This window comes from Pseudomonas sp. 7SR1, assembly GCF_900156465.1.
Classification (GTDB): domain Bacteria; phylum Pseudomonadota; class Gammaproteobacteria; order Pseudomonadales; family Pseudomonadaceae; genus Aquipseudomonas.
In genome coordinates, this window is record NZ_LT707064.1 from 4,164,432 (window position 1) to 4,177,855 (window position 13,424).

Annotated in this window: 11 protein-coding genes; 5 read left to right on the forward strand and 6 right to left on the reverse strand. The window is 62.6% G+C overall.

Features of this window, described 5'->3' with window-relative positions:
* The first annotated feature begins 295 nt into the window (after positions 1–295).
* The 3 genes from BW992_RS18955 to BW992_RS18965 all read left to right on the forward strand — a co-directional run bounded on the left by BW992_RS18955 (position 296) and on the right by BW992_RS18965 (position 3,435).
* On the forward strand, positions 296–1,300 hold the full coding sequence (locus BW992_RS18955) for a cupin-like domain-containing protein (protein WP_076406911.1): 1,005 nt from the start codon (positions 296–298) through the stop codon (positions 1,298–1,300).
* Positions 1,297–2,667: an MFS transporter gene (locus tag BW992_RS18960; protein ID WP_083714577.1), complete on the forward strand. Its 1,371-nt coding sequence runs from the start codon at positions 1,297–1,299 to the stop codon at positions 2,665–2,667. The genes BW992_RS18955 and BW992_RS18960 overlap by 4 nt, the downstream gene beginning before the upstream one ends.
* Before the next feature lie 156 nt (positions 2,668–2,823).
* Complete coding sequence (locus BW992_RS18965; RefSeq protein WP_072399261.1) at positions 2,824–3,435, forward strand: aspartyl/asparaginyl beta-hydroxylase domain-containing protein; 612 nt, start codon at positions 2,824–2,826, stop codon at positions 3,433–3,435.
* A 258-nt stretch (positions 3,436–3,693) separates the two neighbouring features.
* On the opposite strand, the gene BW992_RS18970 is transcribed toward BW992_RS18965, so the two are convergent.
* The 6 genes from BW992_RS18970 to syrB1 form a co-directional block, all read right to left on the reverse strand.
* Positions 3,694–4,521 (reverse strand): AraC family transcriptional regulator, encoded by an 828-nt coding sequence (locus BW992_RS18970; RefSeq protein WP_072399262.1) that lies wholly within the window; start codon positions 4,519–4,521, stop codon positions 3,694–3,696.
* 8 nt (positions 4,522–4,529) lie between these two features.
* Positions 4,530–4,841 carry an AzlD domain-containing protein gene (locus tag BW992_RS18975; protein ID WP_072399263.1) on the reverse strand — a complete coding sequence of 104 codons (312 nt, stop codon included), beginning with the start codon at positions 4,839–4,841 and terminating at the stop codon, positions 4,530–4,532.
* The gene (locus BW992_RS18980) at positions 4,838–5,536 is read right to left on the reverse strand and encodes an AzlC family ABC transporter permease (protein WP_072432332.1); all 699 of its coding nucleotides are present in this window, start codon (positions 5,534–5,536) and stop codon (positions 4,838–4,840) included. Before BW992_RS18980 ends, BW992_RS18975 begins: the two co-directional genes overlap by 4 nt.
* Positions 5,537–5,826: 290 nt before the next feature.
* The gene (gene syrC, locus BW992_RS18985; protein WP_072399265.1) at positions 5,827–7,038 is read right to left on the reverse strand and encodes a syringomycin E biosynthesis aminoacyltransferase SyrC; all 1,212 of its coding nucleotides are present in this window, start codon (positions 7,036–7,038) and stop codon (positions 5,827–5,829) included.
* A gap of 59 nt (positions 7,039–7,097) precedes the next feature.
* Positions 7,098–8,033 (reverse strand): syringomycin E biosynthesis L-threonyl-[L-threonyl-carrier protein] 4-chlorinase SyrB2, encoded by a 936-nt coding sequence (gene syrB2 / locus BW992_RS18990; RefSeq protein ID WP_072399266.1) that lies wholly within the window; start codon positions 8,031–8,033, stop codon positions 7,098–7,100.
* Positions 8,034–8,050: 17 nt separating this feature from the next.
* Positions 8,051–9,895, reverse strand: a complete 1,845-nt coding sequence (syrB1, locus tag BW992_RS18995; RefSeq protein ID WP_076406912.1) for a syringomycin E biosynthesis L-threonine--[L-threonyl-carrier protein] ligase SyrB1 — start codon at positions 9,893–9,895, stop codon at positions 8,051–8,053.
* 482 nt (positions 9,896–10,377) lie between these two features.
* Between syrB1 and BW992_RS19000 the strand changes: the two genes are divergently transcribed.
* Positions 10,378–11,424 carry a TauD/TfdA family dioxygenase gene (locus tag BW992_RS19000; protein ID WP_076406913.1) on the forward strand — a complete coding sequence of 349 codons (1,047 nt, stop codon included), beginning with the start codon at positions 10,378–10,380 and terminating at the stop codon, positions 11,422–11,424.
* Positions 11,425–11,458: 34 nt separating this feature from the next.
* Positions 11,459–13,156, forward strand: a complete 1,698-nt coding sequence (locus tag BW992_RS19005; protein ID WP_072399279.1) for a cyclic peptide export ABC transporter — start codon at positions 11,459–11,461, stop codon at positions 13,154–13,156.
* Positions 13,157–13,424: the final 268 nt, after the last annotated feature.

Below are 13,424 nucleotides of genomic sequence, written 5' to 3' on the forward strand. Positions count from 1 at the left end.
GACTGCCAATCGGCGGGATGCAGATAAACGTGGCGAGGGACAACGGCGCGGTTGGACAGGCACCTGATGCGATGTCGGCGTCGAGGGGCGGTGTCGTGGCTCGTCGATGGGTCGGGCTGCCGTCCGGTCACGCCCGGTGTCCCTTCACAAGGTGGGAAAAAATTAGAGGATCCGATGGGTGATGTCTGTCATGGGAAGCAGGGACAACGTCGGGAAACGGGGCTTTGCGGTGCTTGGGCGAGGTCGAGGGAGTCTGTTATACCAACGACCCTGAAAGCGCTTGCGAGGGTCTGAAATGCCATTGGTCGCCGAATCGGATCGCCCGGTCTCCAAGTTCTGGAGCCTGTCCCGTTTTCCCAATCACCCCCAGGCAGGAAAGGTCGATGTGATCGATGCACTGGCGATTTCCAAAGCCGATTTCACCCGGCTCTATGTCAATCGCAACCGTCCCTGCCTGATCAGGAATGCCGTGCGCCACTGGCCGGCATTCGAAAAATGGAAGCGCCTGGACTATCTCAAGGCCCATTCACGAAACAGCCCGGTGGTGGTCCGTTCACAGATCGTTTCCGAGGTCATCGGTTGGTCCAATCCGGAGGTCAAGGCCGAGCTGACCGCATACGCCAATACGGTCTACCGGGAAATGCCGTTCCACCAGTTCCTCGAGGCCCTGGGCCAGGGTGACTCACCGTTGGTGGCCGACAGCTGCCGCTTCTCCGAAGGCTCGGCCATCGAGTCGATGAAGGCCGACGTCGGCGGCCTGCCGTTCATGCCGCAGTTGGGCAAGACCCGGGCCTATCCGCCCCATCGCAGCTTCCTGTATCGCAACTCCTATACCGATTGGCATTTCCATGTCACCGACGAAACCTTCATGGCCCAGGTGGTCGGGGCCAAGGAGGTCTTGCTGCTGCCACCGGACCAGACCAGTTGGCGGGCGTTGCGGCCGGTGATCGAACAGGCCGGCTACCTGTACGACATTGACACCGGTCGCTTCCCCGGTACCCGCGACTTGCGTGCCTTGCGCGCGGTGGTGGAGCCGGGCGATGCCCTGTACATCCCGGTGTACTGGTGGCATGCGGTGCAGTCGATGGACGACGCCTTCGGCGCTACTGTCGCGGCGACGTTCCCGACGCCACTGCATGTCAGTGGCGACATCAGCTCGCCCATCGCCAGGCGAGTGTTGCGCACCTACCTGTTTTCCCGCTTCGCGCCCCTGGTGTTCGGCGCGGTGGCGTATTCCCTGGCCTACCGGTTGCTGAACGGGCTGATCGGTGTCTTCACGCCGCGTGACGTGCGCACATGAGTCGCGTGGGCGAGCGCCGCGGATTCGATCTGGGCCGAGGCTTCTATTTCCTCTGGTGCGGCGAGTCACTGGCGGTGGTGGGCACGGCGCTGATGGAGTTCGCCCTGGGCGTCTGGGTGTACACCCACACCGGCTCGGCGGTGGCGTTCGCCAACGTGGTGCTGGCGGCCACATTGCCGGCGGTGCTGTTCCTGCCCCTGGCCGGCGGGCTGGCTGACCGGATCAGTCACCGGGTCATCATTGTCTGTTGTGATGTGAGCCTGGCATTGCTGTTGTTGGGCGTCATGGCGTTGCTCTGGTTCGAACGCCTGGAATCTCTGCACCTGTACATCTTCAACTGCCTGGCTTCCATCGTCAGCGCCTTTCGCAAACCGGCGTACCAGGCCGCCGTCAGCACCATCGTCGCCCCGGAAAAATTCACCCGGGCCTCAGGGCTGATCAGTATCAGCAAGAACGCCTCGGCCCTGGTGGCGCCACTGGTGGCGGGGGCGATCATGGCGAAGGCCGGGCTGGTGACGATCCTCGCGGTGGACCTGCTGACGTTCTGCTCCGGCACGCTGCTGGTGATCAAGGCGTTCTCCCACGTCCGCGGCGCGTCGACCCATCCCGACGATGCGCCCAAGGACACGGTGTTCGCAGGGGCAGTGGGCAACGTCAGTGTGGCGCTCAGGTTCTTTGCCAGGGAGCGCCTGATGGCCGGCCTGCTGGTGTACACCATGATGCGCGGCGCGGTACTGGCGCTGGCGACGTTGATGATGACGCCGTTGCTGCTGTCCACCCTGGGCAGTCAGACCCTGGGGCTGGCCTATACCTGGGCCGCCCTGGGCGGCCTGGCCGGGGCGGGGCTGCTGATTTCCATGGGCAATCCGCGACGACTGATGGCGTTGGTGGCGGTGGCCGATCTGCTCCTGGCCGGCTGTGTCATCGCCCTGGGCGTGGTATCGCAAGCCGTCGCCTACTGCGCCTTGGCGTTCGTCGCGATCACCATGGCAAGCATCGCCGATGCCAGCGTCAACTCGTTGTGGATGCGCAGGATTCCCGCTGGCAACCGCGCCAGCATGTTCGCGCTGATCAGCATGCTGACCATTGCCAGCACCAGCCTGGCCGTCATCGTCGGTGGCTTGCTGGTGGATCACTGGTTCCAGCCGGCGCTGCTGCCGGGCGGCCCGTATGCCGATTCCATCGGCCGTTGGCTCGGGGTCGGCCCCGGGCGAGGCGTGGGCCTGTTGTTCGTGGTGACCGGCGCGCTGTTTGCGCTCCTGCCTTTGAGCGTCCTGCTCTACGGCCCGATGCGTCGCCTGGACGAGACACCCACGCCCCAGGCCACCGCGCGGATGGCCGATGGTCCCCAGGTCGAGCCCCTGTAATGCCCGCCCCGGCTGCTGTACCGGATTCCCGTGACAGACAGGCCAGGCCCGCTGGGTCACCCTTTGCAGACGCTCCTGCCGTGCCCGCTTTCCGGGCGTGCGGGACTGTATCGCCACCGCCATCGGAATCGACAACCCTCATTGAAAGGAGCACCTATGCGCCCGTCGTTTTATGATTCCAGCCGTTTTCCGCACCTCAAGAACCTCGCCGATAACTGGGAAGTGATCCGCGAGGAATTCCTGGCCCTCGATGCGCCGACCCTGACCATCAACCGCGTGGGCAAATCGATCACCGAGATCGTCGATGAAGTGACCGCGCACATGGAAGCCGGCGGTGAATATGGCTGGCTCTGGGGCTGGGGAGACGACATGGATGTCATGCCGGAATGGACCCAATACGGCCTGGTCGCCTATGACACCCCGATCCCCTATGCCCGCGCGGCCATGCCCGGGACCATCGAGCTGTTGAGCAAGATCCCCGGCATCAAGCTCTGTGCATTGCTGCGCATGGAGCCCAACGTCTTCCTCGGCACCCACTCCCACACGGGCACCTGGGAAGAGGGCCTGCTGCACATGCAATTGACCATCGATGCGCCCACCACCCAGAACTATGCCTACCTCAACGTCAACGGCAGCTTCAACCAGAGCACCAACGGCAACCTGGTGATCTTCGACGGCTCCCTGGACCACTTCGCCGTCAATGCTTCTCGTGCTCACCGCACTGTGCTTTATCTTGAGTTCTATCGCGAGAAGCACATGGCGGCATGAGGTCCACCTGGTTGGGCGAGTGCAAGTCTGCTCGTGAAGATGAGTGTCGGTCGACGTCACCGCGAGCAGGCTTTCCCTTGAAGTGAGAACGTCGTCCCGGCATCACGATATCTACGTATCCGCACCTGGCTTCATATGAAACGTATCCCGTGCGATCGATGGGCATTGTGAACATCGACGACGAACTGCATGACCCCTGCGCCGGGCCGCCAGGCTGTTGCGTCTCATCAACGCGCAGGTCGCCACCGGCCTGCTGCATCACCTCACCATCGCAGACCGGTAAGCGCCTGGCCCTATGCCGAAAGCCTGTTTGAACTGCCTGGTGAGATGGCTTTGATCAGCAAAACCGAGCTCCGCGGCGACCCTTGATGGCGTAGTGCCTTGCTTCAACAACACTTGCGCACACGCCAGGCGCTTTTGCGTGACCCAGCTATGGGGAGGCAGGCCGGTTGCCTTGCGAAACACTCGGGCAAAGTGAAAAGGGGAGAGGCCGACGCTGGAGGCAAGCGCCTCAAGGGAAGGGGGGAACGCCAAGTGCTCAAGCAGTATTTCCCTGGCTCTACGCACCGCTACAGGCTCGTTCCCTGGCGCAGCGACCGGGCCTAACCTGGCATGCCGCTGGAACAGCATCAGCGCCGCTTCCCTCCAGGCGGTTTGCTGCAGCAATGCTGAAGCCTCATGTTCTGCAAACAAATGAACGTTACTGAACGCACGTGCCACTTGTGAATCGGTCACGACGCTGCTGATAAAGCGAGGAGAGCCGTTGAAGCGCATTTCCAGCTCAGCCAGGACCTCGGCAAGCTGCGTCAACGTGGGGTAAAAACCTCGGTAGCGCCATCCTTCGTCATGGGCGGTAGCGCCGGTATGCACCTCGTCCGGATTGATCAAGACCACGGTACCGAGGGGGGCAACGTGTTCACTGCCTCGATGCCGAAACCGCTGCGCCCCCGACTCGATGACCGAGATGACAAAACTGTCGTGAACGTGAGGGGTAAAGCGTTGCTGGTAATATTGAGCGTGCAGCAATTCCACGCCACCCAGGCTTGAGGCTTGCCAGAAACGTGCGTTTTCAATCTTGCCGGCCACGGTTCACCTCAGAGCATTGACCTGAACAGGTAGAAACAGCCCATGCTGACCAGGACGCTCGTCAGCACCTGTCCCGTCCAGAGCATGAGAACCATGGTGCAGAACCCACCCAACAGATACGGATTCAAAACGCTCAGGCTCAGCGTTTGGCCTGGGAGGAAAATGATGGGGCCGCAGATGGCGGTCAGCATCCCCGGCACTGCGTAGGAAAGCAGATCCCGCGTGCCTTGGCTGAGTCTAAACGGTAAGCGCGGTTCCAGAAACAGGTAGCGGTTCAGGAAGACAATCGCACCCATCCCCACGATAACGGCAAGGATCATGGGCGTCCCTCCAGGAGCCGCTTGCACACGAAGCCCGCCGTCATGCCAGCCAACCCCGATACCACCAGCGCAGACTCCCAACGCCAATAACTGAGCAGCACCGAGCAGGCAAGGGATACGAGCACGCACACGACCGTCGGGATCGATTTCACCACAGGGGTGATCAACGCGATGAAGGTTGCAGCGATGGAAAATTCCAACCCGAGCGACTCAAGGTTCGCAATGCTCTTGCCCAGCAGGATCCCTGCCAGGGTGAACACATTCCAGGCCAGGTAAAAGCTGAGGCCGACGCCCAGCGCAAACCAGCGGCTGAATGTCTTTTGATCGTACTGGCTGTTCAGCGCGAAGAATTCGTCGGTCAAAAGAAAGCCCAGACCTAGTCTCCATCGCGAAGAAAGCGAGGACAGGGTGGCGCGCATGTGCAAACCGTAGAGCAGGTGCTGTGACGTCAGGAGAAAGGTCGTCACGAGAATCGAGGGCAGGCTGGCCCCTGTCTTGATCATGCCAATGGCCACGAGCTGGGCGGCGCCGGCGAAAACGATGGCCGAGAAGCCTTGGCCTTCCAGAGGCGTCATCCGGGCATCGATCGCCAATGATCCAACCAGCAAGCCCCAGGGAGCGCAGGCCAGGGACAATGGAATCACAGCCATCGAGCCTTTCCAGAAAGCCTGGCAAGGCGAAAGGGTGGAACGCATGAGCGGTGCACTTCGGTTATGAACGGGGGTTCAGAATCCTGGATTGTGCGGCTGGCGTATTGAACGATATTGCTGTCTGGGGATATTGGCGGCTTGAGCACCGCCATCCTGCGCCAGGAGCTGACTGAAGCCATCATTATGGCTAAGTCTCGCAAAGACCTGTGCTTCGCCGAGATCGTTGAAGATGGCAAGAATCGAGCGTGTCAGCCCGTCTTGAGCAAGATGTGCCTGGTCAGCACAGGGCGCCAACCTCAAGAGTCGGCACTCTGTCCAGGTCTTGAATCCCAGCCTCAGACGGCCATCGATTCCAACGTCGACTCGAGGAATTTGAATGCGGTTTGTTTCGAACGCTGGGTCGATTCGAAGAACGCCAGGTGACTGCCGTTGCGCTCCACGTGCAGCAGGGCATCGCTGATGGATTCGGCAATACGCTGGGAACCACCGATGTGAGTGGTTTCGTCGGCATCGCCAGCCACCACCAGGGTCGGCACGCTGATGCGTTCCAGGCGTGGCGGCAGCTCGGTCTTGTTCAAGGCATCGTTGAGCCGCGCATAGCGATAGAACAGCTCTTCGTTGACGTAGGGATAGAGCGCGGCATGGGCGATGGAGTCCGGGATGGTCGCCAGTGTCGCCTGGTCGAGGAACAGCGCTTGCAGGTCGCTGGCCTCGTTGCGGTCCACGGCGGCCGACTCCATCAGCCATTCGAAATTCTGCTGATGGGCGGTACGCAGGCTGTTGTCGCCCAGGTTGTAGTCGCCATGCCACAGGCTCAGGGAGTTCACCCGGTCGCCGTGCAGGGCAGCGGCGCTCAGCGCGATCACCGCGCCGCCGCAGATGCCCATCAGGTGGGCATTGGACAGGCCGAAGTGATTCATCACATTGATCAGGTCGCCCACCTGGGCGTCGGTATCCACCGACAGTTGATCGAACGAAGTACAGGAACCGAACAACCCCCGGGTTTCCCAGGTGACCACGAAGAATCGCTCGCTGAGGGCATTGAACCAGTCGCGGCACAGGTCGAACGGCATGCCGCAGGGCAGTGCCAGGACGATCGCCGGGCGCTGGCGGTCGGCGCTGGAGTGCACCGACAGCGCGACGTTGTCCCGGGTGATCAGGTGTACTGTCTCTACCTCGGGCACTGCACCGCTGAAATCGAAGTGCCTGACCAGGCGCCCGAAACGCTTGACGCTTTCGAACTCGTCGAAATGGTCATAGGTGAATTCCAGGGCCTGGCAGATTTTCTTGCTGATGAACATCTCGAAGGACGACAGTTGCGCCTCGCCGTCATGCACGTATTGCACGGCCTTGACGCCGATCCGTGCGAAGGCGGCACTGACCGCCCGTTCCGTGGCCCTCACGCTGGGCGAGGCCTGCTCGGGAGGCAACCCGTCCCCCTGGGCCAGGAAGCTCAGGCAGATGGGGTCGGGCAAATGGATGGCAAGGTGCCTAAGCATCCTCACGGTCTCGCACAGGCGCGTCGCTGCGTCAGTGGAAATAGTCATGGATTGGGGACTCCTGTCAGGCACGTTGCGCATGCCACTGTCGTATGGCACAGAAAAAATCAGACCGCTTCGAACTTCTTGCCTCGGGTGGTGTGGGTGACAAGGCGGTTGTATTCCGGGGTCTTGTCCCCGATCACCTGGACCGCGCCGTACTTCTCGAGGCTGATGCGCCCACCGTATTCCTCGATGTGGTCGGAGTCCGGATAGATCTTCACGAAGGACGGCACGTAGCGCGACGCAAAGCCCATGCGCATGTCCTGGGACTCGCCGCTGTGGGGGTAGGACGCGTGCATCAGGGTCGACCAGAAAATGATGAACTGGCCGGCCTTCATCTGCATGGGCACCGCGGCCGACTCGTCGGGCTTCCAGTTCTCGTCGATCTGCAGCTGGCGATAGTCGTAGCCGAAGAATCCGCGGCGCACACCGTCCTTGACCACCGAGCTGTTGTTGGCGTCGGGATCGTAGGCCATGCGCTTGGTTTCGTCGTAGTTCATGCTGTTCTGGGTACCGGGGATGAACTGCAGGCAACCATTGGCGATGTTGGCGTCGGTGAATGCGGTCCAGACGGTGATGGTGCCACCGAAATCCTCGTTTTCCGGCCAGAGGATCTGCGGCTTGCCCGAGGCGTTGGCGAAGGTGTCGGCCTGGTGCCAGTCGGTGCCTTCGTCGCCCGGATACTTGGGAAAGAACTCGGTGCGCCAGCACAGCACATCCGGACCGAGGATGCTTTCGACGCGGTCGCAGATTTCCGGACGGCAGATGTGGCTGGCGAGGAAATCGTCGTCCAGGTGGCGGTCATAGTTGGCGATGTTGGTACCGGCGGAAATCGCATCCAGGTCCTGGTAGGCCGCGGCGCTGCGGTCGAGCAAGCGCAGGCGTGTGCGCTTCCAGGTTTCTTTCATTTCTTCGGGCGAATAGGCGTCGAATGGTCCGATGAAACCGTTCTTCTCGAAGGACGCGCGTTCTTCCGGGGTCAAGGCGAATTTCTTGCTCATGGGCTGTTCCTTTTCGGTCAATGGGCTTGGACAAGGGAGCGCTGGATGCAATCGGCCAATACCTTGGCGGTCGCACCGTTGGCCAGCACGCCAGGATCCAGGTTGACCTGGTAATGGGCCTTCAAGGTGCTCAGGGAGCGGATCAGGGCCAGGGAAGTGCCGCCGAAATCGAAGAAATCGTCGTTCAGGCCGATGTTCTTCAGGCCGATGTCCTGCGACCAGACCTTGAGCACGAACTGCTCTTGCTCGGTGAGGCCTTCGCTGGTGTGGTGCACGGTGGCGGCGATGGATTCGGGTGCGGGCAGGCGTTGCCTGTCGATCTTGCCGTGGGCGGTCACCGGCAGTTCCGCCAGGGGGATGTAGGCGGAGGGGCGCATGTAGTCCGGCAGGCTGGCGGCCACCAGGGCGGCGACTTCGCTGCGCGTCTGTTCGTTCCAGGCCTGCACCCCCTGGGTCGGCACCACATAGGTGACCAGGCGCCAGTCGCCATCGCCGAAATCGTGACCGGCCACGTGGGCGGCGGCCACGGCCGGACTGCTTTGCAGGCAGGCTTCGACTTCCCCCGGCTCGATGCGGAAACCGCGGATCTTCAGTTGTTCGTCGCAACGGCCGGCATAGCGGTACTCGCCGTCATCGCCCAGTACCAGCAGGTCTCCGGTGCGATAGGCACGACCGGAACCACCGGGCAGTTGCACGAAGCGCTCGGCGTTGAGGGCCGGACGATTGAGATAACCCATCGCCACGCCGGCGCCTTCGATATACAGTTCTGCGGCCGTGCCCTGGGGAACGGGTTGCTGGTTGGCGTCGAGCAGGTTCAGGCGCCAGCCGTCCAGCGGGGCACCGATGGATACCATCGCGTTGCTCTCCAGGTCCTGGGCCAGCACGCGCTTGAAGGTGGTGTGGACGGTGGCTTCGGTAATGCCGTACATATTGATCAGCGCGGGTTTCTGGTCACCATGGCGCTCCACCCAGGGACGCAGCACCGTGGCCGGCAGTGCCTCGCCACCGAACACCACGTAGCGCAGCGCCAACGGCGCGCCGGCCTGGCGGTCGGCTTCATCGAGGCCGCGGAACGCCGACGGTGTCTGGCTCAGGACGGTCACGCCCTGGCCGGCCAGCCATTGGAGCATGGCCGCGGGCGAACGCGAGACATCGTAAGGCACCACGGCAACGTGACCACCGTGGGCCAGGGCACCCCAGATCTCCCAGACGGAAAAGTCGAAACCGATGGAGTGGAACATCGACCAGACGTCATATTCGGTGAAGGCGTATTCGCGTTGCGTGCTTTCCAGCAGGCGGCTGACATTGCCATGGGCGACCAGCACGCCCTTGGGTTCGCCGGTGGAACCGGAGGTGTAGATGACGTAGGCCACCGCATTGTCGGGGTCACGACGTTCGGCCTCGGCAACCGGCTCCAGCGTCGGGCCGGCCAGCAGCTCGGCGAGCGGTAGCACGCGCAGGGAAGAGCTCTGCGGCAGGTCGGCGAGGTCGCCGATCAACAGGCTCATGCCACTGTCGCGCACGATGTGTTCGACGCGCTTGCCCGGGTACTGCGGGTCGACCGGGACGTAGGCGCCGCCGGCCTTGAGGATGCCCAGCAGGCTGATGACCAGGTCGACGCTACGCGCCAGGCACATCCCCACCAGCATGCCGTCCTTCACGCCTTCCTGGCGAAGACGAGCCGCCAGTTGCGACGAAGCCGCATCCAGTTGCGCGTAACTCAACGAGCGAGTGGCATCGGATACCGCCGTTCGCTCAGGGAATTCACGGGCCCGGGCGGCGAAGATTTCATGCAGCAATGCACCGGGCGTGAGGGGGGCTGGCGCGGGGTTGACCGATCCGCCAGTGTTCTTAATCGGCATGACTAACGCTCCTGTTAATTGCCAGGTGCAGCGTATTTGCGCAGTTGCGAAAACCGTTGCACTCGAGACGTCACTGCGGCCCACGGGATCGTTTGATATGCCTGTGCGAATCGCAGCTGGCGCATTTCAGCACCGACTCCGTGCGTGCGTCTGTCGCGGGAAATGGGGACAAATCGGTCAATGCCGATCCGAGGGCGGAAACAGCGACGAACCTGCAGGACGATGCGGACCGCGAGGCTGAGCAAGCTGGCTGGCGCAGGACGGCGTGGCACCTGCGGATCCGCCCAGGCACCTGGCCGCGTGGCCTGGGCAAGCGTACCGACCCAGGCGGTCGGTCCGGCGTGACGCGGTGTGCCGGGTCTGTCCCGGTTTGCGGTGCCAGACATCCCCGGCGATCAATGTTTTTATCCTTGCCCGACAGTGGGGCGTATTGGTTTTGCCCCCAAGACATGGATCCGCGGATCAGAAGTCAGGAGTGATGCATGAGTCTTCAAACTAACGCTGCGCCCGTCCTGGACGATGACACGCTGGCCTGGCCCGGCCAGGACGACGGGGCGGTCAGGTTGTCGCTGCTCGCCGATGGCCTGAGCCTGCCAGTGGTGGTTGAACCCAACGACCCGGGCCTGGACCCGGCGCAGTGGGCCGGCCAGCATCGAGGGGCGATCGAGGCGCTGCTGTGTCGCCACGGCGCGGTGTTGTTTCGTGGCTTCGACCTGGCCTCGGTCCCGGCTTTCGAAGCCTTCGCCGAAGCCCTGTCCCCCGGCCTGCACGGCAGCTACGGCGACCTGCCGAAGAAAGAGGGCGGACGCAACGTCTATCGCTCCACGCCTTATCCCGAGCGGGAAATGATCCTGTACCACAACGAGAGCTCGCACCTGGAAAGCTGGCCGCGCAAGCAATGGTTCTATTGCGAGCAACCCTCTCGGGTCGGTGGCGCGACGCCGTTGGCCGACATCCGGCAGGTGCTGCAGCGGCTGCCCGAGCAGGTGGTGGCCCGTTTCGAACAGAAGGGATTGATGTACAGCCGTACCTTCACCGCCGGCGTCGAGCCCAGCTGGGAGTCGTTCTTCGGCACCACCGACCGTGCCGCCGTCGAACAGCGTTGCCGCGAGCAGGGCACCGATTTCGAGTGGCTCGATGCCGACACCCTGCAGGTACGTACCCTTTGCCCGGCAGTCATCCGCCACCCGCTGACCGGCGAACCGGGGTTCTTCAACCAGGTGCAACTGCACCATCCGTTCTGCCTGGGCGAAGAAATGCGCGAGGACCTGCTGGACATGTTCGGCGCCGATCGCCTGCCACGCATGGTCAGCTATGGCGACGGAACACCCATCGAGGACGACGTCATGGCGCTGGTGGGGGAGGCCTATGAGGCTTGCGCCGTCCGGTTCGCCTGGCGCAAGGGCGATGTGGTCATGCTCGACAACATGCTGGCCGCCCACGCCCGGGACCCATACGAGGAGCCCCGCCTGATTGTCGTGGCCATGGGCGAGATGACCGCCAGGGGCGATGTCTGGCAACCGGCGTGAGCCAGCTCGCGAGCCCATTCGAGGATAGCAACCCATGAAAGACCAGAAAGAGAAGAAGACCAGGCCCGGTTCGGTCATGCGTCTGCTGTGGCGCAACCATCCCTGGCTGACGTTCTTCACCTTGATTTGCGGTGTCATCAGTGGGGTCGCGTCCATTGCGGTGGTGAGTGTGATCAACCAGGCGATCCATAACGACGGCAACCGCCTGCAGGCCTTGTACTGGTTCATCGGGCTCAGTGCCACGGCCCTGATCCTGCGCAACGGCGCCGCGCTGTTCCCGGCCTATGCCAGCATGCGGATCATGACCCGGTTGCGCATCGCGTTGTGCCGCAAGATCCTCGCCACGCCACTGGAAGAAGTGGACCGTCGTGGCCCGCCCAACGTGTTGACCATGTTGACCAACGATATCCCGCAGCTGAACACGACGCTGGTGGTCATGCCCACGGTACTGGTGGAAATGACGGTGTTCCTGTTCGGCATCGGTTACCTGGCTTACCTGTCGTGGGTGGTCCTGGCCTTGACGGTGTCGCTGATGGTCCTGGGGGTCGGGCTCTACCTGTTCTTCTTCGCCAGTGGCGTGCGCTCCACCAATCGGGTCCGGGACGAATTCACAGCGTTCAATGAATACACCCATGCCCTGGTGTTCGGTCTCAAGGAACTCAAGCTCAACGGTGTTCGCCGTCGCTGGTTCGGCCGCTCCGCCATCGAGGCATCGTCGACCCGGGTGGCACGCTACAACTTCGTCGAGCGCGTGTGGTACACCGCGGCCGACAACGTGGGCCAGTTCACTTTGTCGTTGCTGATCGGTTGCCTGTTGTTCGCCGCGCCCTTGGTCAGCGCGGTGGACCCGAAGGTGATGACGGCCAGTGTGCTGGCGGTGCTCTACATCATGGGGCCGCTGTCGCTGCTGGTGGGGGCGATGCCGGTGCTGGCGGCGGGCCGGGTCGCCTGCACCCGGCTCGCGGACTTCGGTTTCGCGATCAACGATCCGCATCCCGAACCTGTGGCCGTCGAGGCCCCGAAAGTGCATCTGCTGGAGCACAAGAAAACCTGGGACAGCATCGAGTTGAAAGGCGTGCGGATGCACTACCAGGATCCCCATGCCGGAAGCGGCTTCTCCCTTGGCCCCATCGACCTGACGGTGCAATCGGGTGAACTGATCTACATCGTCGGTGGCAACGGTTGCGGCAAGAGCACCCTGGCCAAGGTGCTGTGCGGGCTCTATATCCCGCAAAGCGGCGAGGTGCTGCTCGACGGTGTCACGATCACCGATGAAAGCCGCAGCGAATACCGGGACCTGTTTTCCGCAGTGTTTTCCGACTTCCATCTGTTCAACCGCCTGATCGGACCCGACGAGGAGGAAGGCAATCCGGAGTTGGCGAGCAAGTACCTGGAGACCCTCGGCCTGGCTGACAAGATCAAGATCGAGGGACTCGGTTATTCGACCCTCAAGGCCTTGTCCTATGGCCAGCAGAAACGACTGGCCCTGGTATGTGCCTACATGGAGGACCGGCCGGTCTACGTGCTCGATGAATGGGCCGCCGACCAGGACCCACCGTTCAAGAAGTTCTTCTACGAGGAGCTGCTGCCGGACCTCAAGCGCCGCGGCAAGACGGTCCTGATCATCACCCATGACGACCAGTATTTCCAACTGGCCGACCGGATCATCAAGCTGGCCGATGGGCACATCGTGTCGGACATCAACTGCGCCATTCGCGATAAGCGAGCCTGAATGAGCGTCCCGAGCCCATCGTCCGGCTTGCGATGTTGTCGCGACAGCACCTGCAAGACCCCGTGAAACCCGCCTGGCATCCAGCCCGCCCGACAGCCGCGAGTCCGCTGTCGGGTGGCGGCGCCATGCACCCACGATTCGCCCGTTAACCCGTACTGCGCGGCTGTTTGCGCGGACCTGCACCAACCCAGGCGTGCCTGTTGCGTTTGTCCGGGCAGCACTGACAAATTTCTGAGAAGGAACGTATGACATTTTTCTTTGCTGTGGA

Excerpts from the sequence above, each read along its gene's own strand:
- BW992_RS18955 (WP_076406911.1), top strand. The coding sequence starts at position 296 with ATGCCATTGGTCGCCGAATCGGATCGCCCGGTCTCCAAGTTCTGGAGC.
- BW992_RS18960 (WP_083714577.1), top strand. The coding sequence starts at position 1,297 with ATGAGTCGCGTGGGCGAGCGCCGCGGATTCGATCTGGGCCGAGGCTTC.
- BW992_RS18965 (WP_072399261.1), top strand. The coding sequence starts at position 2,824 with ATGCGCCCGTCGTTTTATGATTCCAGCCGTTTTCCGCACCTCAAGAAC.
- BW992_RS18975 (WP_072399263.1), bottom strand. The coding sequence starts at position 4,841 with ATGATCCTTGCCGTTATCGTGGGGATGGGTGCGATTGTCTTCCTGAAC.
- BW992_RS18980 (WP_072432332.1), bottom strand. The coding sequence starts at position 5,536 with ATGCGTTCCACCCTTTCGCCTTGCCAGGCTTTCTGGAAAGGCTCGATG.
- syrC (WP_072399265.1), bottom strand. The coding sequence starts at position 7,038 with ATGACTATTTCCACTGACGCAGCGACGCGCCTGTGCGAGACCGTGAGG.
- syrB2 (WP_072399266.1), bottom strand. The coding sequence starts at position 8,033 with ATGAGCAAGAAATTCGCCTTGACCCCGGAAGAACGCGCGTCCTTCGAG.
- syrB1 (WP_076406912.1), bottom strand. The coding sequence starts at position 9,895 with ATGCCGATTAAGAACACTGGCGGATCGGTCAACCCCGCGCCAGCCCCC.
- BW992_RS19000 (WP_076406913.1), top strand. The coding sequence starts at position 10,378 with ATGAGTCTTCAAACTAACGCTGCGCCCGTCCTGGACGATGACACGCTG.
- BW992_RS19005 (WP_072399279.1), top strand. The coding sequence starts at position 11,459 with ATGAAAGACCAGAAAGAGAAGAAGACCAGGCCCGGTTCGGTCATGCGT.